The organism is Enterobacter sp. 6722112, assembly GCF_058661685.1.
Map to the genome: position 1 here is coordinate 819,592 of NZ_JBZWGR010000007.1, position 22,654 is coordinate 842,245.

At 54.6% G+C, this 22,654-nt stretch carries 21 protein-coding genes; 5 read left to right on the forward strand and 16 right to left on the reverse strand.

The window, feature by feature from the left end:
- Window positions 1-73: 73 nt before the first annotated feature.
- Together yajL and panE are read right to left on the reverse strand one after the other, a co-directional pair.
- Window positions 74-667, reverse strand: a complete 594-nt coding sequence (yajL, locus tag AC4OVU_RS05425) for a protein deglycase YajL (RefSeq protein ID WP_015571288.1) — start codon at window positions 665-667, stop codon at window positions 74-76.
- Window positions 630-1,541, reverse strand: a complete 912-nt coding sequence (gene panE / locus AC4OVU_RS05430) for a 2-dehydropantoate 2-reductase (protein WP_047051146.1) — start codon at window positions 1,539-1,541, stop codon at window positions 630-632. Before panE ends, yajL begins: the two co-directional genes overlap by 38 nt.
- A gap of 125 nt (window positions 1,542-1,666) precedes the next feature.
- Between panE and AC4OVU_RS05435 the strand changes: the two genes are divergently transcribed.
- A complete protein-coding gene (locus AC4OVU_RS05435) occupies window positions 1,667-2,158 on the forward strand; it encodes a YajQ family cyclic di-GMP-binding protein (RefSeq protein WP_017383179.1) in 492 nt (163 codons plus the stop codon).
- 32 nt (window positions 2,159-2,190) lie between these two features.
- Here the strand turns inward: AC4OVU_RS05435 and AC4OVU_RS05440 are convergent, their stop codons facing one another.
- The 7 genes from AC4OVU_RS05440 to AC4OVU_RS05470 form a co-directional block, all read right to left on the reverse strand.
- Window positions 2,191-3,552, reverse strand: coding sequence for an MFS transporter (locus tag AC4OVU_RS05440; RefSeq protein ID WP_017694418.1), 1,362 nt, complete (start codon window positions 3,550-3,552; stop codon window positions 2,191-2,193).
- 115 nt (window positions 3,553-3,667) lie between these two features.
- The gene (gene fucA, locus AC4OVU_RS05445; RefSeq protein WP_023296022.1) at window positions 3,668-4,315 is read right to left on the reverse strand and encodes an L-fuculose-phosphate aldolase; all 648 of its coding nucleotides are present in this window, start codon (window positions 4,313-4,315) and stop codon (window positions 3,668-3,670) included.
- Between the two features lie 28 nt (window positions 4,316-4,343).
- Window positions 4,344-5,339: a LacI family DNA-binding transcriptional regulator gene (locus AC4OVU_RS05450; RefSeq protein ID WP_110292614.1), complete on the reverse strand. Its 996-nt coding sequence runs from the start codon at window positions 5,337-5,339 to the stop codon at window positions 4,344-4,346.
- 61 nt (window positions 5,340-5,400) lie between these two features.
- Entirely contained in the window at window positions 5,401-6,990 is a 1,590-nt protein-coding gene (locus AC4OVU_RS05455) for an FGGY-family carbohydrate kinase (protein WP_110292615.1), read from the reverse strand.
- Window positions 6,991-7,001: 11 nt separating this feature from the next.
- Window positions 7,002-7,952, reverse strand: a complete 951-nt coding sequence (locus AC4OVU_RS05460) for an ABC transporter substrate-binding protein (protein ID WP_000858088.1) — start codon at window positions 7,950-7,952, stop codon at window positions 7,002-7,004.
- Between the two features lie 46 nt (window positions 7,953-7,998).
- The gene (locus AC4OVU_RS05465) at window positions 7,999-8,982 is read right to left on the reverse strand and encodes an ABC transporter permease (protein ID WP_017383183.1); all 984 of its coding nucleotides are present in this window, start codon (window positions 8,980-8,982) and stop codon (window positions 7,999-8,001) included.
- Window positions 8,983-8,984: 2 nt separating this feature from the next.
- A complete protein-coding gene (locus tag AC4OVU_RS05470) occupies window positions 8,985-10,484 on the reverse strand; it encodes a sugar ABC transporter ATP-binding protein (RefSeq protein WP_017383184.1) in 1,500 nt (499 codons plus the stop codon).
- 407 nt (window positions 10,485-10,891) lie between these two features.
- Between AC4OVU_RS05470 and fucI the strand changes: the two genes are divergently transcribed.
- Genes fucI through fucU form a run of 3 tightly spaced genes read left to right on the forward strand, consistent with a single transcriptional unit; the run spans window position 10,892 to window position 14,544 of the window.
- Window positions 10,892-12,670 carry an L-fucose isomerase gene (fucI, locus tag AC4OVU_RS05475; protein WP_110292616.1) on the forward strand — a complete coding sequence of 593 codons (1,779 nt, stop codon included), beginning with the start codon at window positions 10,892-10,894 and terminating at the stop codon, window positions 12,668-12,670.
- A gap of 49 nt (window positions 12,671-12,719) precedes the next feature.
- Window positions 12,720-14,123: an L-fuculokinase gene (gene fucK, locus AC4OVU_RS05480; RefSeq protein WP_110292634.1), complete on the forward strand. Its 1,404-nt coding sequence runs from the start codon at window positions 12,720-12,722 to the stop codon at window positions 14,121-14,123.
- A complete protein-coding gene (fucU, locus tag AC4OVU_RS05485; RefSeq protein WP_022647241.1) occupies window positions 14,116-14,544 on the forward strand; it encodes an L-fucose mutarotase in 429 nt (142 codons plus the stop codon). Before fucK ends, fucU begins: the two co-directional genes overlap by 8 nt.
- A gap of 40 nt (window positions 14,545-14,584) precedes the next feature.
- Here the strand turns inward: fucU and cyoE are convergent, their stop codons facing one another.
- The 7 genes from cyoE to AC4OVU_RS05520 all read right to left on the reverse strand — a co-directional run bounded on the left by cyoE (window position 14,585) and on the right by AC4OVU_RS05520 (window position 21,947).
- Entirely contained in the window at window positions 14,585-15,472 is an 888-nt protein-coding gene (gene cyoE / locus AC4OVU_RS05490; protein ID WP_003859062.1) for a heme o synthase, read from the reverse strand.
- 11 nt (window positions 15,473-15,483) lie between these two features.
- Window positions 15,484-15,810 (reverse strand): cytochrome o ubiquinol oxidase subunit IV, encoded by a 327-nt coding sequence (locus AC4OVU_RS05495; RefSeq protein ID WP_006809888.1) that lies wholly within the window; start codon window positions 15,808-15,810, stop codon window positions 15,484-15,486.
- A complete protein-coding gene (locus tag AC4OVU_RS05500; protein ID WP_003859057.1) occupies window positions 15,810-16,424 on the reverse strand; it encodes a cytochrome o ubiquinol oxidase subunit III in 615 nt (204 codons plus the stop codon). Before AC4OVU_RS05500 ends, AC4OVU_RS05495 begins: the two co-directional genes overlap by 1 nt.
- Window positions 16,414-18,405, reverse strand: a complete 1,992-nt coding sequence (cyoB, locus tag AC4OVU_RS05505) for a cytochrome o ubiquinol oxidase subunit I (RefSeq protein ID WP_017383189.1) — start codon at window positions 18,403-18,405, stop codon at window positions 16,414-16,416. The genes AC4OVU_RS05500 and cyoB overlap by 11 nt, the downstream gene beginning before the upstream one ends.
- 16 nt (window positions 18,406-18,421) lie before the next feature.
- Window positions 18,422-19,369: a cytochrome o ubiquinol oxidase subunit II gene (gene cyoA, locus AC4OVU_RS05510; protein WP_006809886.1), complete on the reverse strand. Its 948-nt coding sequence runs from the start codon at window positions 19,367-19,369 to the stop codon at window positions 18,422-18,424.
- A 478-nt stretch (window positions 19,370-19,847) separates the two neighbouring features.
- On the reverse strand, window positions 19,848-21,323 hold the full coding sequence (ampG, locus tag AC4OVU_RS05515) for a muropeptide MFS transporter AmpG (RefSeq protein WP_045347526.1): 1,476 nt from the start codon (window positions 21,321-21,323) through the stop codon (window positions 19,848-19,850).
- Window positions 21,324-21,368: 45 nt separating this feature from the next.
- Window positions 21,369-21,947: a lipoprotein gene (locus AC4OVU_RS05520; RefSeq protein ID WP_110292618.1), complete on the reverse strand. Its 579-nt coding sequence runs from the start codon at window positions 21,945-21,947 to the stop codon at window positions 21,369-21,371.
- Window positions 21,948-22,250: 303 nt separating this feature from the next.
- Between AC4OVU_RS05520 and bolA the strand changes: the two genes are divergently transcribed.
- Complete coding sequence (gene bolA, locus AC4OVU_RS05525) at window positions 22,251-22,568, forward strand: transcriptional regulator BolA (protein ID WP_003859051.1); 318 nt, start codon at window positions 22,251-22,253, stop codon at window positions 22,566-22,568.
- Window positions 22,569-22,654 lie beyond the last annotated feature (86 nt).

The window sequence follows — 22,654 nt, forward strand, 5'->3', positions numbered from 1 at the left end:
CGCAGAACTGTGACGCTGGCTGCACTATTTCTGTAGGGCAGACGGGCCAGCGCGTTGCCAGCCCGGGAGGACATCAGGCTTCGTAGAAATTATAAATCCCCGCCGCCATCACCAGCGATGACGCCACTTCGTACGCTTTTTCGCGCCCAACCAGCAGGTCAATAATCTTCAGGCCAAAATCAATGGCGGTGCCCGGCCCCTGGCTGGTGAGCAGGTTAACGCGCGGATCCCAGACCACGCGTTTATCCACCCACTGGTCTTCCGGAATTGTGTCCTTCAGGCCAGGGAAGCCTGTCATATTGCCGATGGGGAAAATGTCGTGCGGAACCAGCACCGTACCTGCGGCCGCACAGATTGCCGCGACGATACGCCCGGAAAGATGAAACTGACGAACGGTTTCAACCAGCAGCGGGCTGTCGCGGAAACACTCTGCACCCTTCAGCCCACCCGGCAAAACGATCATGTCGTAATCACCGTCCGCCACCTGTACAAGCGGTGCATCCGCCAGGATCTTCACCCCACGCGAGCAGGTAATCGCCAGACTTCCGTCGCTGGCGACGCTGGCGGTAGTAACCTTAATACCACCACGCACCATCAAATCAATGGTGGTGACCGCTTCTGTCTCTTCGCTACCAGGGGCGAGGCATACCAGTGCCGATGCGCTCATACTCACTCTCCTTTCGTTTTACTAACTCAAACAGACGGCTGTTTTCCGCAACGGTAATACCGTGTGCCCGGGCGCGTTTTAACAGATAACCGGTAATGTAATCAATTTCGGTATGCCGCATAGCCCGGATATCCTGCAACATTGAGGAGATATTTTCTGCCGTACTCTCAATGACCTGGTCGACATAATAACGTAAATCGGACTCTGAGGTGTGGTAGCCTTCGCGTTCAATGACGGCGGCAACTTCCCGGCAAATCAGCGCTACCCGATCGGGATGCTGACGCAGTTCACCGTTAGGGCAATCCAGCAGGGCGGTCAGCGGATTGATCGCGCAGTTGACCGCCAGTTTGCGCCACAGTTCCGCGCGAATGTTATTGTGCCAGGCGACGTCAGGCAGCGTGCTTTGCAGGGTATCCGCAAGATAGCTGTAATCGCCGGGCTGTTCACGCGCAGGACCGATATGGGTGATACCACTGGCAACATGGATAATGACGTTACCGTCGCGACGTGCCGCGTGGGTGGTTGTCCCCATCAGCAGCGGTTGCCGGACAGATTTTAGCTCTTCAATGGTACCCATACCGTTGTGAATCAGCAGGATTGGCGTGCTTTCAGGTAACTGGGCGGCCAGGCTTTTCACCGCATCGGAGACCTGCCAGGCCTTCAGCGTGACCAGCAGCAAATCACTGGTGGCGAGAAATTCCGGATCGTTTGCCGTCAAAGACTCGTTAAAAATTGAACCGTCTGTACCAATTACGTTCACACTGCAATAGGGCTGGGGAATTCGCAGCCAGCCCTGAACGTCGTGTCCCTGTTTGCATAGCGCTGTAAGCCAGAGTTGGCCAAGGGCTCCGCATCCAAGCACTGTTACTTTCATCGTTCCTCCTCACCTGCAACGGCGCCAGGTGCTATGACGCCAAGTATAGCGCCATCAGCTAAGCTTCTCGTTATGCCTCGTTGCGGGTATTATGCAACGCAACAAAAATGAAGGGAGAAGAAAAGATGCCATCTTTCGATATTGTTTCTGAAGTTGATTTGCAGGAAGCGCGTAACGGCGTAGAAAATGCTGTCCGTGAGGTTGAGTCACGTTTCGATTTTCGTGGCGTTGAGGCGACCATTGAACTGAACGACGCGAACAAGACGATCAAAGTCCTGAGCGAGTCTGATTTCCAGGTCAACCAGTTGCTGGATATTCTGCGCGCCAAGCTGCTCAAGCGCGGCATTGAAGGGACCTCACTCGATGTACCGGAAGATTTTGTTCACAGCGGCAAAACCTGGTTTGTGGAAGCGAAGCTGAAGCAGGGGATTGAGAGCGCGGTACAGAAAAAAATCGTTAAGCTTATCAAAGACAGTAAGCTCAAAGTGCAGGCGCAGATCCAGGGTGAAGAGATCCGCGTGACCGGAAAATCCCGTGATGACCTGCAATCCGTGATGGCGCTGGTGCGTGGCGGCGATCTCGGTCAGCCATTCCAGTTTAAAAACTTCCGCGATTAAGACAATCATGCCCGGCTAAACCGGGCATTTTTTCAGGCCTTCAGCGCCTGCTCCACCTCAAAGCGGTTAGTCACTTTGCTGTCAATTTTGACATACGCACTGCGCTCTTCCGGGACAATCAGCACTTCGCTCACGCCCTCTGTCGCTTCCAGACGCTGTTTTAACGCGTCACCGATTGCCACGTCATCGGGAATTTCTACCCGTAGGCTACTTACATAGCGCGGCTCTTTCATGGTGCTGGCAACAAACAGCCAGAGCATCGCCAGCAGCGCACCGGCGAGGAAAACGGTCTGGGAGTCAAACAGACCGTCCACCCAGCCGCCGAGCGACCCGCCGATCGCCACGCCGAGAAACTGGCTGGTGGAGTAAATGCCCATCGCGGTGCCTTTGTATCCTGCCGGAGACTCTTTGCTGATAAGCGACGGCAGCAGGGCTTCCATCAGATTAAACGCCAGGAAGAACAGCTGTACGCCGGCGATCAGTTCCCAGAAATGCGGGCCAGCGCCCCACAGCACAATCTCGGCAATCAGCAGTAACGCCACGCAGCCCACGAAGACGCGTTTCATTTTGCGCTTCACTTCGGCGTAAATAATGAAGGGCACTACGGAGACAAACGAGATCAGCATTGTGACCAGATAAATTTTCCAGTGCTCTGCCGCCGGGAAACCTGCTGCGGCCAGTTGACCGGGCAGGGCGACGAAGGTGGACATCAGCAGAATGTGCAGGCACATAATGCCGAAGTTCAGCTTAAGCAGGCGCGGCTCGGCGATGACTTTGCTGAAGCAGCCTTTCACCATCCCGGATTCACGGTTCAGGACATGGTTTTTACTGTCAGGCACAACCCACAGCGTGAGTGCGATCCCGATGGTCGCCAGCACCGCAATCATCCAGAACAGGGCGTGCAGGCCGAGCGCATGAGTAATAACAGGCCCCAGCACCATGGCAATGGCAAACGTGACGCCGAAGCTGACGCCGATAAACGCCATGGCTTTGGTGCGGTTTTGCTCGCGGGTTAAGTCTGACAGCAGCGCCATCACGGCGGCGGCAATCGCCCCGGAACCTTGCAGGGCGCGCCCAAGAATAATTCCCCAGATGGAGTGGGAGAGGGCGGCGATGATGCTGCCAAGTACAAACACCAGCAGCCCGCCGACAATCAGCGGTTTGCGACCCACGCGGTCGGAGAGCAGGCCAAAGGGGATCTGGAATATCGCCTGCGCCAGACCGTAGATACCAATCGCCAGACCGATTAGCGCTTCGCTGGCACCCTGTAACGCCATGCCATATGTGGTCAGAACGGGCAGGACCATAAACATGCCAAGCATCCGCAGCGAGAAAACAGTCCCTAAACCCCAGGTCGCACGCAGTTCGCCTGGCGTCATTTTATAATCGTTCATTACCACCTCTACCAAAAAGCAGGCCATAGTTTAGGCGGGGTGATAAGTGCGGTAAATAGGTGTTTGTTTAAGAGATATTACGAGGGTGTGATAAAAGCACCCCCGGATAAAAAAATTACGCCTCGACGCGCAATCCGTAGCTTTTGAATTTCTCAAGAACAATGGCAATTTCATCGTCACTGAGTACCGGAACGGGATCCACTATCGCCAGCGTGGTCAGGTAGAGTTTTGCCAGCACCTCTACCTCCTGCGCCAGCCACAGTGCCTTTTCAAGATTTTCTTCGCAGGTTATCAGGCCGTGGTGCTGTAAGAGCGTCGCTTTGCGATCGCGTAATGCGACCGCGACATGCTCTGACAGCGCGCGCGTCCCGAAGGTCGCGTAAGGGGCGCAGGGAATGGAGTTTCCCCCGGCGGCGGCAATCATATAGTGAATAGCAGGAATGGGGCGGTTGAGTATCGAGACGGCGGTACAGTTAACCGCATGGTTATGGACGACGGCGTTAGCATCCGGGCGGGTCTGATACACAACCTGATGAAAACGCCATTCGCTGGAGGGCAGTTTATCTTCTTCGTGTCGCCCCTGTGCATCTACATAGACGATACTCTCTTCGGTCAGATGCTCGTAGGGAATCCCGGTCGGCGTAATCAGCATGCCGTCGCGATAGCGAACGCTGATATTGCCGGCGGTGCCCTGATTTAACCCCATGCGGGTCATCTCAAGGCAGGTGTCGATAATGTCTCTGGCTAATCGGGCTCGTTCCATTTTTTATTCTCCGGGTACAGTTTTATTTTTACTGGCGGGAACGTTTGACCAGCTTCATATCGACTTTCGCCGTCTCGTTGACCGCTTCGCCGTCGATGGCTCGCTGCATCAGTTCAAACGCTTTTTCCGCCCAGGTATTTTCATCCTGCTGCATGGACCAGACGCTGTTAGGCAGGAACCCCAGCATGGGGTGCTCATCGAAGGTGCCGATATTGATGTGTTGGGGCACGGTGCCGGTACGCGTCCGCAGGGCTTCAATTGCCCCTTCCAGAACGGGTAACGATGAGGCGATAAACGCCTGCGGAACACCCTGGCTGTCGATAAGCGAATCCATCAGGGCATATCCGCCCTCCGGCGTATTGTCCGGCCCTTCGATGACCCACTCGCGATGGTGAATACCGGCTGTTTTCAGGGCCTGTAAGTAGCCGTTCAGACGGTCCGTAATACTGGGCAGTGCGGTATCGCCCACAAGGAACCAGAGCGGCGTTTTTCTCTCTGCCAGCATGTTGCGGGCCAGTTCATCCCCCCCGGCCTCGTTATGACTCTCAACCAGCGCGTTGTCAGTAAAGCCAAAATCCCGGTCGAGGAGCACCAGTGGTTTTTGGATCTGCCGCAAATGATGCTGCTGGTTTTCCAGCGTCGAGGGAACGATAAACAAGCCGTCCACGTTGCGCGCCATCAGGGCTTTGACCAGCTTATTTTCGTAATCCACATCGTTGTAAGTACAGCTGATCATCAGCTGGTAGCCCGAACGGCGGCAGCGCAGTTCGAGTTTCTCGGCGAGCGTTGCAAAGAACACGTTCGAGATGTTGGGCACGATGAGTCCCAGCGTCTCGGTTTTGTTTAGCTTAAGACTGCGCGCCGAATGGTTGAGGGTATAGCCGAAGCGCTCGACGTGTTCATTAATTCGGGACTGTGTTTTCACGCTGATCCGATACTGTTCGGCTTTCCCGCTCAGTACCAGCCGCACGGTGGTGACGGATAAATTCAGATCCTTCGCTATCTGTTCAACTGTTTTGGCCATCGCTACGCCTCAATCCTTAACGTACGTAAAAAACTGCTGATAAAGCATACGCATCCTGCCATTACATTTCCTGCTGCATCAGGAGATTAAGCGCCTGCTGCTGGGTCCACAGCATCAGGTACGCCTCATATTTTTGCCTGTGGAAAGCCGCGGTTTCCGGCCGACGGGTGATGATGTCGCCGGCTTTGACCATTTCCCGGGTGGCATCGGTGAGCGTTGCCCATGCACCGCTCGCCACAGCGCCGCAAATGGCCGCGCCGAGAGTGACGGCATCTTCTTCGGCTAAGAGATGAATATCGCAGCCCGTGGCATCGGCATACTCCCGCAGCCAGAGCCGGTTATGGGTGGCTCCTCCACAAATGACAATGCGCGACAAGGTGTGCCCGTGATGTTTCAGGGTATCCATAATATGTCGTGTGCCATAGGCTATGGCCTGTAGCGTGGCCAGATAGAGCCTCGCCAGCGCACGTTCACCGGTTTCTAATGTCAGACCGACCACGCTGCCCCGCGCATCCGGACGCGAACGCGGCGAGCGGTTGCCGTGGTGATCGGCCAGAATGTGCAGGTTGCGGGTGGGATATTTTTCTTCCTGTTCAAGCGCGGCTACCCAGTCGTTGAGCAGCGCCACCGGATGGCGTTGCGCCGCTTCTGCTTTTGCAAACAGGTCTGCGCTGGCTCCGTGCTCGCGCAACGTCCAGTCGACCAGCGCCCCGGCAGCACTTTGCCCGCCTTCCGTCAGCCAGTAGCCCGGCAGCATGGCGCTCCAGTAAGGCCCCCAGACGCCGGGCGTATGGATCTCCGTCTGACTGGCAAGCATATGGCAGTTCGAGGTTCCGCTGATGAGCGCCAGCGTGCCCTCCGGGTGTGAGCCCGTCAGCGCCACGCCACCCGCGTGGGCATCGATCATGCCGCTTGCCACAACCACCTCTTCGGGCAACCCCAGAGCTTGCGCTGCCTGTGGGCTGAGTTTCCCGACGCATTCAGCGACGTCCAGAATAGTATCGGGAATTTTTGTCAGTAAGGTCTCCAGCCCCACCTCCCTGAGCAGCGATTCGCTGAACTGCGCCTCATGCGCAAGGTAGTTCCATTTGCAGGTGAGGGTGCACAGGCTGGCGGCGTCCTGGCCCGTCGCTTTCCAGACCAGAAAATCGGCAAGGTCGAAAAAGCGCCAGGCCTGATTCCATGTTTCAGGATGATGTCGCTGCAACCACAGCAGTTTTGGCAGTTCCATTTCAATACTCACCTCGCCGCCCACGTAGCACAGGGCCGGATCGCGTGTGGCATTGATGCGAACAGTTTCTTCGTGAGCACGATGATCCATCCACATAATGATGTCCTGCGATGCCGGACTGTCGGGGGACACGCTCAGGCCGTTACCCTCAGCATCCAGCGCGACCAGCGAGCACGTGGCGTCGAAGCCAATCGAACGAATGGCGTCGGGTGAGATCCCAGAGGAGTCGACGGCTTCCCGCACCACCGCGCAAACCTGCTGCCAGATCTCCGCGGAGGACTGTTCCACGCGCGCGTTGCTGGCGTGAAACTGCGAAATCGGACGGGGCGCGAAGCTCAAACGCTCGCCTTGCGCAGAGTAAAGCCCAGCACGAACGCTGGCTGAACCCACATCGACCCCGAGGAAATAGCCGTCACTCATCATAAACTTCCTTATTTTTTACCAAACGGATGTAACAGTTTATCAATTTCAGGGGTGTTGATATTCTGCGCATTGACATATTTCACTGGAATATCAATTTCCTTAGCCACCGTCTGTCCGGAAATCACCGCGTTCAGCGCCTTTATGCCCTGATAACCAATCTGGTACGCGTCCTGCACCACGAAGCCCTGAATCACGCCGTTTTTGAGGAAGTTAATGATGGCTTCGGTGCTGTCAAAACCGATGACTTTCACTTTGCCCTTCAGATTCTGGCTGTCGATAGCGTTCGCAACGCCCAGGGTTGAGCCTTCGTTGGTGGCATAAATACCGGCGATATCCGGGTTGGCCTGAACCATATCAATGGTTTTATCCATCGCCTTTTGCGGGTCGCCGTCGCTATATTGCACCGGCAGTACCTGAATATTCGGGTACTTCTCTTTCATTCGCTCGCTGAATCCTTCAGAGCGCTCAATGGCGGACGTCGTTCCGGCTACGTGGGCGATAATACCCACTTTCCCCTTCTGGCCTACCTGCTCCGCCAGCGCATCCGCAGCCTGTGCGCCCGCCTTACGGTTATTGGTGGCGACAAAGCTGGCCGGGATATCGGAGTTCACGCCCGAGTCGAAGGTCACCACTTTGATCCCCCGGCTGTTGGCGGTTTCGACCAGCGGGGCAAGGGCGTTTGCATCAAGCGCGGCCAGCAACAGGCCGTTTGGCTTTTGTGCCATGGTGTTTTCGACTAACTGGATCTGCTCGGCGATTTGCGTTTCATCGGCAGGGCCAACGTAGCTGGTTTTGTCACCCAACTCTTTTGCGGCAGCTTCCGTCCCCATTTTGACCGTCTGCCAGAATTCGTGCTGGTAACCTTTACTGACTACCGGCAGGTTCAAATCTTTTGCCAGCGCGCTGCTGGACAGGATGGCAACGAGCGACAGGGCGCTCAGGATATGGCTGGTTTTCATTATTTTGCTCCGTTGTAGGGTTGGCAGGGCTTGTTGTATCGAGAACCTAACGCATTCTTTTACGTAACGTGTCCAGGTAGACGGCGGCAACGACGACCACGCCCATCGCCACCATCTGCCAGAACTGGGACACGCCCATGAGATTGAGGCCGTTTTTCAGCACGCTCATAATGAACGCGCCTATGATGGTGCCGCCAATCGTGCCCACGCCGCCCATCAGACTGGTACCGCCGATCACTACCGCCGCAATGGCTTCCAGCTCATAACCCACGCCTACGGTTGGCTGGCCTGAATTGAGACGAGAGGCGAGGATCACCCCGGCCACGCCGGTTAACAGGCCGCATAAGGCGTAAACGAAAATTTTCACTCGCTGGACTTTGATCCCGGAAAGATGTGCCGCCGTTTCATTGCTGCCGACAGCGTAGATATAGCGGCCCATCACCGTTTTCTTCAGGATCCACATGGCGATCAGTGCCACGATGACCAGGTAGAACACCGGGTAAGGCAGGACGTCGAACAGGCGACCCTGCGCTAGCAGCTTGAACTGCGGGTAGTCAGAAAAATAAATCGCGCGGCCATCGGTCATCACCATATTGATGCCGCGTACCGACATCATTAAGCCGAGGGTGGCAATAAACGGGGGTATGGTCATTTTGGTGACCAGAAACGCGTTCACATAGCCGCAAAGCCCGCCGGCGAGCACGCCTGCCAGAATACAGACCGGCAGCGGCATACCAAACCCGGCGGCGATGCCCACCGCAACCCCTGAGAACGCCACCACCGATCCGAGCGACAGGTCGATCCCGGCGGTAATAATCACAAAGGTTACGCCAATGGCCATGATGCCAATCACCGCCGTTTGCAGGGCGATAGTCATGATATTTTCAGTATTAAAGAAGAACGGTGAGCTGAAGCTGAAAAACAGAACCAGCAATACCAGGCTAAAAAGAGGCGCCAGACGCATCAGGAGCGCTTTATTTATTTTCATCGTATGACTTCCGCTTTGCGGCGATGGAACGGTAACGGACATGATTAATCCTCCAGCGTGGCGTATTGCATGATTTTTTCCTGGGTGGCGTGCTCAGCCTCTATTTCGCCGGCAATGTGGCCGCTGCGCATCACAAGTATGCGGTCGCACATTCCTAATACTTCCGGCAGTTCGGATGAAATCATGATGATCGATTTACCTTTAGCGACAAGGCGGTTCATTAGTTCATAAATTTCCAGCTTGGCGCCAACATCAATTCCCCGGGTTGGCTCATCAAAAATTAAAATATCGGTATCTTTACAGACCCAGCGGGCAATAATGATCTTCTGTTGATTACCGCCGCTTAAATTCAGTGCCGCCTGTTCCAGATGCGGCGTTTTTATTCGCAGCGCATCCACCAGTTTCTGGCTGGACTCCCGGCAGCGTTTTTCATCGACATTACCCGCGGCGCCGGCGTAGTCCGGGTAATTGCCGAGCATAATGTTCATCTCAACGGAAAGGCCGAGGGCGAGTCCCTCTTTTTTGCGGTCTTCTGTTAAATAGCTGATGCCTTTCTCAATGGCGTCAGCCACGTCTTTAATCCGTGTGGGGGTGCCGTTCAGCGTCAGGGTACCGGCGTCGATCGCATCGGCGCCAAACAGGGCCCGGCCCAGTTCCGTTCGGCCTGCGCCCATTAAGCCAGCGAGGCCGAGGATCTCACCGCGCCAGAGGGTAAAGTTGATGTCGTGCAGTACACCATTTCGCGTCAGGCCATTCACCTCCAGCACTTTTTCTCTGCGCTGATGCGGCGGGCGTTTTGGGTAGATGTTATCGAGATTGCGGCCAACCATCATGGCGATAAGCTCGCCGATCTGAACCGTTTCATAATCTACGGTGGCGATGTATTGTCCGTCGCGCATGACGGTCGCGCGATCGGCGATCAGCGCCAATTCTTCCAGACGGTGCGAGATGTAGACTATCCCCGTGCCCTGAGCCTTGAGCATCCGCGTGACGTCAAATAAACTCTCGATTTCACTTTCGGTCAGCGCGGCGGTGGGTTCATCCATGATTAGCACTTTGGCATTGACCGAAATCGCTTTGGCAATTTCAACCATCTGCTGCTGGGCTACGGTTAATTCACTGACGCGGGCGTCCGGGGCGATTTTTAAATTCAGCGTGTGCAGTATTTTCTCAACCGCCTGTCGCTGGGCGCGTTTATCTAACTGCCAGCGACTATTTTTGCAGAATTCACGGCCAATAAAGATATTCTCTTCCACGGTTAAATCGGGAAAGAGATTAAATTCCTGATGGATAATCGTAATACCTGCGTGCTGAGCACTTAGCGGATCGCTGAATGATACGGATTGCCCTTCAAAGCGAATTTCACCGGAATCGGGTTGGTAAACACCGGATAATATTTTCATCAGCGTCGATTTGCCGGCACCGTTTTCACCTAACAGGGCATGAACTTCGCCGCGGCGTAAATCGAAATCAACCTGATTCAGCGCCAGCACGCCGGGAAAGCGTTTGGTGATGCGCGTCATCTGAATAAGAGTCTCTGACATTGCAAAATTCCTGTGTTGGAAAGGCAATGAATCACAAGCCACAGTGATTTAGTTATTAAGCTAACTCGACTTAGCTTTCGTCCTTAAAAGCTATTTTAGGGTCATAATTTAGCCAAATCATTTGTATTCAAATTGTGACGTCGTGCAAAGGTATTTTGTTATTTAATTGAATTTAAACGATATGTTTAGTTTTTGCTGAATCGTAATACCTGACGCTGATCGAATTTTGACCTCTCATCGTGAAACTGCTCACAGATCCTGCACATTTATCTTGTCTCATTTTTAGTGAGAACCCTAAGCTAATTCGAGTTAGCAAATTTCACCGCTTTCCGTTCACGGTGCTGCCCGGGCGCTTTTTCACGGCTATGCCCCTGAGACGGATAGGTTAACCAACGTGAGGAAGGGCTATGAAAACGATAAAAGCGTTACCCCAGATTGGCATTCGACCTGTTATTGATGGCCGCCGAATGGGCGTACGCGAGTCTCTGGAAGAGCAGACCATGAACATGGCGAAAGCCACGGCGGCGCTACTCAGTGAAAAATTACGCCACCCCTGCGGTACGCCCGTAGAGTGCGTAATTGCCGACAGCTGCATTGCCGGAATGGCGGAATCCGCCGCTTGCGAAGAGAAGTTCAGCACGTGCCACGTTGGTCTGACGATCACCATCACCCCCTGCTGGTGTTACGGGAGTGAAACCATTGATATGGATCCGCTGCGCCCGAAAGCGATCTGGGGCTTTAATGGCACCGAGCGTCCGGGGGCGGTATACCTCGCAGCGGCGCTGGCAGCGCATAACCAGAAAGGGATCCCGGCGTTTTCCATTTACGGCCACGATGTACAGGATGCGGGCGACGAGACCATCCCGGCAGACGTTGAGGAAAAATTGTTGCGCTTCGCCCGGGCGGGCCTGGCGGTCGCCAGCATGAAGGGGAAAAGTTATCTGTCGGTGGGCGGTGTCTCAATGGGGATCGCGGGCTCGATTGTCGATCACAACTTCTTTGAATCCTGGCTGGGGATGAAGGTGCAGGCGGTGGATATGACCGAACTGCGTCGCCGCATCGATCATAAGATTTACGACGAGCAAGAACTTGAGCTGGCCCTGAGCTGGGCGAAGGCACATTTCCGTTTCGGCGAGGATAAAAACGCAGAGCAGTATCGTCGCAATGAACAGGAAAATGCCGCGATCCTGCGGGAGAGCCTGCTAATGGCGATGTGCATCCGCGACATGATGCAGGGCAACCCTAAACTCGCTGCGATGGGCCGCGTGGAGGAATCGCTGGGCTATAACGCCATTGCGTCCGGTTTCCAGGGGCAGCGCCACTGGACGGATCAGTATCCAAATGGCGATACCGCAGAGGCGCTGCTGAACAGCTCTTTCGACTGGAACGGTATTCGCCAGCCGTTGGTAGTGGCGACGGAAAATGACAGCCTTAACGGGGTAGCGATGCTGTTTGGGCATCTGATGACCGGCACCGCGCAGATTTTTGCTGATGTACGCACCTACTGGTCGCCGGAGTCGGTTGAGCGTGTTACCGGCCAGAAGCTCACTGGACGGGCTGAGCACGGCATTATTCATCTGATCAACTCCGGCTCGGCGGCGCTGGACGGTACAGCGGAGCAGAAAGACGCCGAGGGGAAACCGACCCTGAAACCACACTGGGACATTACTGAGCAGGAAGCCAACGCGTGCCTGGCCGCAACCCATTGGTGTCCGGCGGTGCATGAATACTTCCGCGGGGGCGGTTTCTCATCAAACTTCCTCACCCGGGGTGGCGTGCCATTTACCATGACCCGCGTAAACCTCATCAAGGGTGTGGGTCCGGTATTACAGATAGCGGAAGGCTGGAGTGTTGAGCTGCCGGAACACGTACATGACATTCTGAATAAGCGCACCGATTCAACCTGGCCCACCACCTGGTTTGCCCCACGCCTGACCGGTAAAGGCCCGTTTAGCGACGTCTATTCAGTGATGGCGAACTGGGGCGCTAACCACGGGGTATTAACCGTCGGGCACGTCGGCGCTGATTTCATCACCCTGGCGTCCATGCTGCGCATCCCTGTATGCATGCATAACGTACCGGAGGCGCTGATTTATCGGCCGACGGCCTGGGGCGCTCACGGTATGGATCCGGAAGGGCAGGATTACCGCGCCTGTGAAAATTACGGACCGTTATACAAACATTAATCCGGCCTGCCAGCCTGCTCCGGCGGGCTGGCAGCCTGTGGGGACCGCGATGAAAAAATGTTTTCTGGTTCTCGATTGTGGCGCGACGAACGTGCGCGCCATTGCGCTGGATCCCGAAGGGAATATTGTGGCGCGCGCCGCGGTGGCGAACGAAAGCGAAAGCGCCGCTGAAAATCCGGCCTGGCACCAGTGGTCGCTCGACGCCATCATGCAACGGTTTGCCGTCTGTTGTCAGAAAATCAGCGCAGCGCTGAGCGAGCATCAACTGTGCGGAATGAGTGTGACGACCTTTGGCGTGGATGGCGCACTGGTAGATGAGCGGGGAGAACTGCTTTACCCGATCATCAGCTGGAAGTGCCCGCGAACCGTGCCGGTGATGGAAGCGGTTGCCCGTTCATGCTCCCCGGCAGAACTACAGCAGATCACCGGCGTTGGGCAGTTTAGTTTTAACACGTTGTATAAGCTAGGCTGGCTTCAGGACAACCATTCCGATCTGTTACAGCGTGCTCACGCCTGGCTTTTTATCTCCTCGCTAATCAACCATCGCCTGACTGGAAAGATGACGACCGATCTCACGATGGCCGGTACCAGTCAGATGTTCGATCTGCATCAGCAGCGCTTCAGTGAAACGATCTTAAGCAAGATCGGCGTGCCTCATTCCCTTTTCCCGCCGCTGGTTTCCCCCGGAGAAAGGATTGGTGAATTGCGGCCCGACGCTGCATCCAGGCTCGGATTGCCTTGCGGTGTGCCGGTGATCTCCGCCGGGCACGACACGCAGTTTGCCCTTTTTGGCGCCGGGGCGGGAATTAATGAGCCAGTTCTCTCTTCGGGTACCTGGGAGATTTTAATGGCGCGCACCTCGCAGGTTGATACCGCTTTACTGGGGCAATACCCGGGTGCGACCTGCGAACTGGATAGCCGGACGGGGCTCTATAATCCGGGAATGCAATATCTGGCGTCTGGCGTACTGGAGTGGATCCGCGCGCTGTTCTGGTCGCCTGGTACCGACTGGGACACTATTCTGGCTCAGGCGGCGGCAATTCCGAACGGCGCGGATGGCGTCACGATGAATACCCAACTGCTCGATTCTCCACTCGCCGGCTGGCAGGGCGTTACGCTCACCACAACGCCAGCCCATTTTTACCGCGCAGCCCTGGAAGGACTCACGGTGCATCTGCAAGAAAAATGCCTGGCGCTGGAGGCGATCGCGCAATTTAAGGCGCGTGAACTCCTGCTGGTGGGGGGAGGTAGCCGCAATATGCTGTGGAATCAGCTCAAGTCCAATGCGCTTGGGATCCCGGTGAAGGTTCTTGAAGAGGCTGATACGACCGTGCTGGGGGCGTCTTTGTACGGATGGTGGGGCGTCGGAGAAACGGCCAGCGCTGAGGCTGCTCGCGATCGGGTCCACTATCGTTACCGTTATTTCTATCCTGAGGAGCAACCTTGTGCTTAAAACGATATCCCCTCTGATTTCACCCGAGCTGCTGAAAACGTTGGCAGAAATGGGTCATGGTGACGAGATTATTTTTGCAGATGCTCACTTTCCCGCGCACAGCCTGGGGCCAAAGACGATCCGCGCAGATGGCCTGCTCATCAGCGATTTGCTGGCCGCGGTGATACCGCTGTTTGAACTGGACAGCTATGCGCCACCGCTGGTGATGATGGCCCCTGTCGACGGGGATACGCTCGATATACAGGTAGAAGCGCGCTATCGCAACGCACTCTTTGGTGAGGCGGAAGGGGAGGGGATTACGCGTATTGACCGTTATGCGTTTTATGCGCGGGCACAGAAAGCGTACGCCATCGTGGTGACGGGCGAGACCGCGAAATACGGCAATATACTGTTAAAGAAAGGGGTTACGCCGTACCAATAAAAAACGCCGGGCTAAACCCGGCGTTTTTACATCAGCCTTCTTACCAGACGTAAGTCAGCAGGTTTTGTGAATCAGGCACCATGAAGTCTACGGACATCATCACGGACAGGGAGGTGATGGCGACAATCGAGAACACAAACAGCTTGCGTGCCCAGACTTTGTCATCTTCCACTTTGTAACCGCGCAGGGCCATGCCGAGCCACCATACGCTCACCGCAGCTGCTACCACCAGATATTTATATCCGGCGTAACCGCCCAGAGAGAGCATCAGCGTTGCCACGGCAAAAGCGATGATGTAGAGCGTGATGTGGTTCTTGGCAACCGAAATGCCTTTCACGACCGGCAGAACCGGAATGTTCGCCGCCTGATAATCCTTAAAGCGGAAAATCGCGATGGCGTAGGAGTGCGGCATCTGCCACAAGCTAAAGATAGCCAGCAGGATGAGCGCACCGCTGTCGAACTCGTTCGTGACGGCGCAGTAGCCAATCACCGGCGGCGCCGCGCCGGAGAGAGAACCAATCAGCGTGCCGTAGACGGAGTGACGTTTCATATACAGGCTGTAGACGCCCACATACACCACGAACCCCATCACCCCCAGCCAGCAGGCCAGCGGGTTAGCACCAAACCACAGCAGCATAAAGCCAGCAATACCCAGCAAGGTGGCGTACACCAGCGAGACGGAAGGAGCAATCAGGCCTTTAACCAGCACCCGATTTTTGGTCCTTTCCATCTTCTTGTCGATATCCATGTCGATGTAGTTGTTAAATACACAACCGGACGCAACCACCAGTGACACACCGACCAGCGTGTAAATAAAGAGGGTGTAATCAATGCTGCCTTTAGAGGCCAGCAGGAACCCTCCGATTACGGAGATCAGGTTGCCAAAGATGATGCCTGGTTTCGTGACTTGCAGGTATTGCTTAAACATACTCGCCGCTCTTAGTGAACCATCATGTTGTAGTTAAGGTTCCACATAATCCAGATGGAACCGACTACCAGGATAGCGATGATAATCACGGTAAAGATAAAGGCCGTCATGTTCCAGCCTTCATCGGACTTGGTGTTCATGTGCAGGAAGCAAACCAGATGCACCAGAATCTGAATCACCGCGGTCACCAGGATTGCGCCCAGGATAACAGGCTTAGATGCAGAACCGTTCATCACCATCCAGAACGGGATCACCGTCAGAATGATCGACAGGATGAAACCTGTCATGTAGGTTTTTACGCTGCCGTGGGAAGCGCCATGATCGTTAGAATGACTCATTACATCGCCCCCATCAGATAGACAACAGAGAACACACAGATCCATACCACGTCCAGGAAGTGCCAGAACAGGCTCAGGCACATAATACGGGTACGGTTAGTACTGGTCAGGCCGCGACGGGAGATCTGGAACATCAGCACCGCCATCCAGATCAGACCCGAGGTCACGTGCAGACCGTGGGTGCCTACCAGCGCGAAGAACGCTGACAGGAAGCCGCTACGATCCGGGCCGAAACCTTCCATGATCAGGTGATGGAATTCATAGATTTCCATCCCGATAAAGCCAGCACCAAACAGCCAGGTCAACGCCAGCCAGGAGACAACCTGGCTCTTGTTGTTTTTGTACATGGCGATAGCCGCCATGCCGTAGGTGATGGAGCTGAATAACAGCAGTGCGGTTTCAACCAGAACGAACGGCAGTTCAAAGATGTCCTTACCGGTCGGGCCGCCCGCTGTGCCGTTCACCAGAACGGCATAGGTTGCGAACAGACAGCAGAACAGGATGCAGTCGCTCATCAGGTAGATCCAGAAACCGAAGACTTTCGTCGGTCCTGTATCATGGTGCGCATGTTCATGCGCGTGGGCAGTTGAGTGCGCCAGAGTATCAGTTGCCATTTTTCAGCCCCGCTTTAGAAATCTCGTCAAAATGCTGGTTTTCCAGCTTTTCAACTTCACGGACTGGTACGTAGTAGTCCACGTCCTCGTCAAAGCTCTTCACAATCCAGCTGATTACGATGCCAGCGAAGCCAACAATCGCCATCCACCAGATGTGCCAGATCATTGCGAAACCAAATACCGTTGCGAAAGCGGCAATAACCATGCCCGCGGCGCTGTTTTTCGGCATATGGATCTCTTCGTAATGCTCAGGTTGCTTGTACGCTTCACCTTTTTCTTTCATTTCCCAGAATGCATCACGCTCGTGAATGTGCGGCACTACGGCAAAGTTATAGAACGGAGGCGGAGAAGAGGTCGCCCACTCCAGCGTACGGCCACCCCACGGGTCACCGGTCAGGTCGCGGTTCAGGTTACGGTCACGGATAGACACGTAGTACTGAATCAGCTGGCACAGAATACCGCAGGCAATCAGCGCTGCGCCGCCCGCTGCAACCATCAGCATTGGGTGGAACTGCGGATCGATCTGCTGGCTCAGACGACGGGTCATCCCCATGAAGCCCAGCACGTACAGCGGCATAAACGCCACGAAGAAGCCGATGATCCAGAACCAGAACGCGCGTTTACCCCATTTTTCGTTCAGGGTGAAACCGAACGCTTTTGGCCACCAGTAGGTCACACCAGCGAAGCAGCCGAAGACCACGCCACCGATGATAACGTTATGGAAGTGCGCAATCAGGAACAGGCTGTTGTGCAGAACGAAGTCAGCACCTGGTACCGCTAGCAGTACGCCGGTCATCCCACCTACGGAGAAGGTCACGATGAAGCCGATGGTCCACAGCATAGCTGAGTGGAACACGATACGACCCTGGTACATGGTGAACAGCCAGTTGAAGATCTTAACCCCGGTCGGGATCGCGATAATCATGGTGGTAATACCGAAGAAGGCGTTTACGTTGGCGCCCGCACCCATGGTGAAGAAGTGGTGCAGCCAGACGATGAACGACAGTACGGTAATACATACGGTTGCCCACACCAGAGAGGTGTAACCAAACAGGCGTTTACGCGAGAAGGTTGCCGCGATTTCGGAGAACACACCGAACACCGGCAGAACCAGGATGTACACTTCCGGGTGACCCCAGGCCCAAATCAGGTTGATGTACATCATCATGTTGCCACCCATATCATTCGTGAAGAAATGGGTGCCCAGATAGCGATCCAGGGTCAGCAGCGCGATGGTGACGGTCAGAATTGGGAACGACGCGATAATCAGGACGTTGGCGCACAGAGATGCCCAGGTAAATACTGGCATCTTGAACATCGTCATACCTGGTGCACGCATCTTCAGGATGGTCACGAAGAAGTTAATACCGGTCAGGGTGGTACCGACACCGGAGAGCTGAAGCGCCCAAATCCAGTAGTCAACGCCCACGCCCGGACTGTACTCAATTCCCGACAGCGGCGGGTAGGCCAGCCAGCCGGTCTGAGCAAATTCGCCCACACCCAGTGACAGGTTAACCAGGATAACGCCGACAACCGTGAACCAGAAGCTCAGGTTGTTCAGGAACGGGAACGCAACGTCGCGCGCGCCGATTTGCAGCGGAACGACCACGTTCATCAGACCGATTACCAGCGGCATCGCCACGAAGAAGATCATGATAACGCCGTGGGCGGTAAAGATCTGATCGTAGTGGTGCGGTGGCAGGAAGCCGGCTTCGCCCGCAGACGCAAGCGCCTGCTGGCTACGCATCATGATTGCATCCGCAAAGCCACGAATTAACATGACGATACCGACGATGCAGTACATGATACCGAGTTTTTTGTGGTCAACCGAAGTCAGCCACTCATTCCACAGGTAGCTCCACTTACCGAAGTAAGTGATCAGGCCAACTAAGGCCGCGCCACCAATGATAATTGCAGCCACCGTAACCATAATAATCGGTTCATGGTAGGGCACTGCATCCAGTGTCAATTTTCCGAACATTTTCTTCCTCGGCCCCTTAGTGAGCGGTTTCCGCGTGGCTCATGTCCATGCCTTCCATACCCTGGTGCGTGTTGTGCTCGCCTTCAGGCTGGGTCATGTCCATGCTCATGCCGTGATCCATAAATTTGCCAATAACGTCTTTGAACAGATTCGGTTTCACGTTAGAGAAGTACTCCACCTTGTTGTATTCGCTAGGTGCAGCCACTTTTTCGAACGCCGCCATGTCAGACATGGTGTTTGGAGACTGCTTCGCTTTTGCAACCCACTGGTCGAAAGTCGCGCGGTCTGGCGTAGCGATAGCTTTGAACTTCATACCCGAGAAGCCCGGGCCACTATAGCTGGCGGAGATACCGTCGTAGGTGCCTGCTTCATTCGCGATCAGGTGCAGGTTAGTCTGCATACCGGCCATCGCGTAAATCTGGCTGCCCAGACGTGGGATGAAGAAGGAGTTCATTACGGAGTTGGAGGTCACTTTGAACTGAACCGGAGTGTTCGCCGGGAAGGCGATTTCATTCACGGTAGCAATGCCCTGTTCTGGATAGATGAAGAACCATTTCCAGTCCATGGAGACCACTTCAATGGTAATAGGTTTTTCATCGTGAACCAGCGGTTTGCTCGGCTCAAGTGCGTGAGTGGTTTTCCAGGTCAGTACAGCAAGGAACAGGATGATCAGAATAGGTACCGTCCAGACCACAGCTTCCACTTTATTGGAGTGTGACCAGTTAGGGCTATACTTCGCATCTTTATTGCTCGCACGATACTTCCAGGCGAAACCAACAGCCATCAAGATGGCAGGAATAACCACAATCAACATCAGGCCAAAAGCCGTCAGTATCAATGAACGTTGTTCCAGTCCAATCTGTCCTTTGGGGTCTAGTAGTGCAGAATCGCAGCCACTGAGTAATACAGTGCCTGCGAATAATGACAACCATCCCAAACTTTTATTGTATTTCCTGAGTCTCATTTAACGACCTCAATTCCACGGGAGTCTGGTGGCGTTTAAAGTGTGGGGGCATTTTACGGGAAGGTTACATTACTGTAAACATCATTAGCCCTGTGTCAGGAAGGTGTTACCGGGTTCTGCCGCACATGTCACAAGTGTTGCAAATTATGTCGCGTTTTCCGGGGGAAGCCGCACGGAGCGGGCGTTATAACGAAAGGGTGCCCCAGCATACCGCAAAAGGGACAATTGGTATAACCATTGTGAAAAATACACAAATAATTAACAATTAATTATCAATAAAAAGACAACTAAAAAACGAAAATTCAATCTTTCGAATGCTGAATCGTTTAACGGAAAATAGCGTAGCGAAATAAGCTCCAATAATTTCCGAATGCTATCCCGCACAAAACAACAAATATTTTTTTTGCCGATGGCGGTTATTTCGCCGTTATAATTTCGTGTCGTTATTACAACGGGAAATAACCTTTCGCTTTTTACTTCATGTCATCTGCGTTTTCCGCAATGACATGAAATCCAGCATCCCACCGGTCAGGATACCCACGATGGCGAGTAACACCCCTGCATCAAGCAGCTGGGTTTCAAACGGAAGCGACAAGGTGGTCGTCGCATTCAAGATGAGTACCGCGAGCCACACTACCAGCGCAAGACAACCAGCCATCAGCAGACGCAGGGCAAACCGATAGGCAGCCTGATATTCCGTGCGCGGCATGAAGTGTTCCGTCCGCTGGGTATATTCCAGCGTCTGGCGACAGACCAGCAGCAATAAAATCCCCGGCACCGCCGCCACCACCGAGAAGAGATAAAACGTCGGCCAGCCGTGAGCTTCAACAAACCAGCCCGCGACGGGGCCAACGTATACGCGCCCGACGGCAGAAAGGGCAGACAGTAGCGCAAATTGGGTGGCGGAAAATGACTTATTGCACAGCGTCATCAGCAGGGCGACAAATGCCGCAGTGCCCATACCGCCACACAGGTTTTCAAAGAATACCGCCGTCGCCATGCTGATCATATGCTTGTCGGTGATCGACAGCAGCCAGTAACCGGCATTCGATGCGCCCTGAAGGATGCCGAAGATCAGCAGAGCGCGGAACAGCGACAGGCGCTGCATCAATACGCCGCCGTACAGCGCGCCGACGATCGTGGCAAACAGTCCCAGGGTTTTGTTCACCACGCCGACTTCGCCCGCATCAAACCCGACGCCGCGGATCAGGAAGGTGGTGGTCAGACTCATGGCGAAAGCGTCGCCAAGCTTATAAAGGACAATCAGCAGCAGGATCAGCCAGGCATTATTGCGACCAAAGAAGTCGCGGAGCGGTGCGGCGACGGCCTGCTCCAGCGAGCGGGGGACCGGAATCACATCGCTCGGTTCAGGCGCGAATAGCGTGGCAATAATGCAGGGGATCAGCAGAGCGGCCATCAGCCAGTACATTCCCTGCCAGCCGAGATAGCGGTCGGCAAGCCAGAGGGCCAGCCCGCCGGAAACCAGCATACCCAGGCGGTAGCCAAGCACGCTAATTGCCGCACCGGCGCCACGCTCTTCTGCTGGCAGGACGTCCGTCTTCCAGGCGTCAAAAACAATGTCCTGCGAAGCGGAGCAGAAGGCGATGACCACCGCAAGCGCGGCCATCCAGCGCAGCTGTGTTGACGGCTCAAGGAAACCCATTGCGGCAATGGCCAGCAACAGCAGCACCTGCGTCATCACTAACCAGCCGCGACGGCGCCCGAGGAACGGTGGGGTATAGCGATCCATCACCGGCGACCACAGGAACTTAAAGACGTAAGCCTGGCCGACGAGCGAGAAGAAACCAATGGTTTTAAGATCGATGTTCTCAACCGTCATCCACGCCTGTAACGTGCCGGAGGTGAGCGCAAGGGGTAAACCGGAGGCGAAACCAAGGATCAGCAGAATAGCTGATTTCGGTTGCTGGAAAATACGTAAGTAGTGACTGGACATGTTCTTATGAACTGACCCGGTGAAGCACCGGGTCAGTCAGCAGGATTAACGGGCGTTCTGCTTGATGAAGTCGTGAATGCTGGTGTCCTGTGCCATGTCGGCAATGGTGTCAGTCAGCACACTGTTAACCGCGTCAGCGATATTTTTGTTGGAGGCCTGGAATGCGCCTTCAACGGAATAGCTTGCACGGTAGTTTTTGTTCATTTTATTGCCGTTCTTCGCGGTAGCAATGATGGCGATATCGGCTTTGGTCGCAATGTTGTAGCGAACGTTACCCTGGGAGACGTCAGCGTACAGGTTGTTCACGATGATTTGCAGATCAACCGCGCCGCTTGGGCCAATCATGTAGCCACGGGAGGTCATCTGTTTTTCCAGCACTTCCTGCAACAGGAAGCGCAGGTCGCGGGAGGCGGTCAGCGTGACCTGCTGGTTGTCGCGAGTCACTTTCGCCAGCGCCTGGTCCTGACGCTGATCGGCGCCATTAATGCTGACTGTGATGCCCATCAGGCTTGGATCCTGCTGAGGCAGGGTAATTTTTGGTGAAACGTCAATGGTCGTCGGCGGAGTCGCGCAGCCGGCGAGCATAAAGAGTGCTACCAACGGAAAGAAGAGTTTTTTTAACATTTTCGGGTTCTCAACGAATCGTAAGCAAAGAGAGAAAAATTGCCGCCATCATAACATCGCTAACGGCCAGGGGAAGTGGTCAACGCATGTAAATTCATCGCCTTGTCCGAAAACTGACCGCCTTTCCGCTTTTCTCTGCCTGTAAGTGACAAAACGTATGAACCTCATAGTGAACTTCATTCGTTTGGATGAGAAAATCAGACGAAAGCTAAATATTTGTTGTCAAGGTGTAATGGAACCGGTAAAAGCGGCTAATATTTAAAGGGATGGGTGACACCTTAGCGTTGTCGGAGGAGTGATTTCATGATGATACGTGAACAGATAGAAGAAAAATTAAGGGCAGCGTTCAACCCTGTGTTTCTCGAAGTTGTCGACGAAAGCTATCGTCATAACGTGCCGGCAGGTTCTGAAAGCCACTTTAAAGTGGTTCTGGTCAGCGATCGCTTCACGGGAGAACGTTTCCTGAACCGACACCGCTTGATCTACAGCACCTTGACGGAAGAACTCTCCACAACCGTACATGCGCTGGCGCTGCATACCTACACCATTAAGGAATGGGAAGGGCTACAGGATACGGTATTCGCATCACCGCCTTGTCGGGGTGCAGGCACCATCGCCTGATAAATCGGATTTGCAACCGCCGGAGTTTTTCCAGTATGTTGCTTACAGATTTCGTCAAAACGGCCTTCGGGCCGTTTTGTTTTGTC

Bases quoted from the DNA above. Each gene is read 5' to 3' on its own strand.
- AC4OVU_RS05450 (WP_110292614.1), bottom strand. From the start codon at position 5,339: ATGGCCAAAACAGTTGAACAGATAGCGAAGGATCTGAATTTATCCGTC.
- AC4OVU_RS05435 (WP_017383179.1), top strand. From the start codon at position 1,667: ATGCCATCTTTCGATATTGTTTCTGAAGTTGATTTGCAGGAAGCGCGT.
- AC4OVU_RS05520 (WP_110292618.1), bottom strand. From the start codon at position 21,947: ATGTTAAAAAAACTCTTCTTTCCGTTGGTAGCACTCTTTATGCTCGCC.
- yajL (WP_015571288.1), bottom strand. From the start codon at position 667: ATGAGCGCATCGGCACTGGTATGCCTCGCCCCTGGTAGCGAAGAGACA.
- fucA (WP_023296022.1), bottom strand. From the start codon at position 4,315: ATGGAACGAGCCCGATTAGCCAGAGACATTATCGACACCTGCCTTGAG.
- AC4OVU_RS05470 (WP_017383184.1), bottom strand. From the start codon at position 10,484: ATGTCAGAGACTCTTATTCAGATGACGCGCATCACCAAACGCTTTCCC.
- AC4OVU_RS05460 (WP_000858088.1), bottom strand. From the start codon at position 7,952: ATGAAAACCAGCCATATCCTGAGCGCCCTGTCGCTCGTTGCCATCCTG.
- panE (WP_047051146.1), bottom strand. From the start codon at position 1,541: ATGAAAGTAACAGTGCTTGGATGCGGAGCCCTTGGCCAACTCTGGCTT.
- fucI (WP_110292616.1), top strand. From the start codon at position 10,892: ATGAAAACGATAAAAGCGTTACCCCAGATTGGCATTCGACCTGTTATT.
- AC4OVU_RS05465 (WP_017383183.1), bottom strand. From the start codon at position 8,982: ATGTCCGTTACCGTTCCATCGCCGCAAAGCGGAAGTCATACGATGAAA.
- cyoA (WP_006809886.1), bottom strand. From the start codon at position 19,369: ATGAGACTCAGGAAATACAATAAAAGTTTGGGATGGTTGTCATTATTC.
- AC4OVU_RS05495 (WP_006809888.1), bottom strand. From the start codon at position 15,810: ATGAGTCATTCTAACGATCATGGCGCTTCCCACGGCAGCGTAAAAACC.
- bolA (WP_003859051.1), top strand. From the start codon at position 22,251: ATGATGATACGTGAACAGATAGAAGAAAAATTAAGGGCAGCGTTCAAC.
- AC4OVU_RS05440 (WP_017694418.1), bottom strand. From the start codon at position 3,552: ATGAACGATTATAAAATGACGCCAGGCGAACTGCGTGCGACCTGGGGT.
- cyoE (WP_003859062.1), bottom strand. From the start codon at position 15,472: ATGTTTAAGCAATACCTGCAAGTCACGAAACCAGGCATCATCTTTGGC.
- ampG (WP_045347526.1), bottom strand. From the start codon at position 21,323: ATGTCCAGTCACTACTTACGTATTTTCCAGCAACCGAAATCAGCTATT.
- AC4OVU_RS05500 (WP_003859057.1), bottom strand. From the start codon at position 16,424: ATGGCAACTGATACTCTGGCGCACTCAACTGCCCACGCGCATGAACAT.
- fucK (WP_110292634.1), top strand. From the start codon at position 12,720: ATGAAAAAATGTTTTCTGGTTCTCGATTGTGGCGCGACGAACGTGCGC.
- AC4OVU_RS05455 (WP_110292615.1), bottom strand. From the start codon at position 6,990: ATGAGTGACGGCTATTTCCTCGGGGTCGATGTGGGTTCAGCCAGCGTT.
- cyoB (WP_017383189.1), bottom strand. From the start codon at position 18,405: ATGTTCGGAAAATTGACACTGGATGCAGTGCCCTACCATGAACCGATT.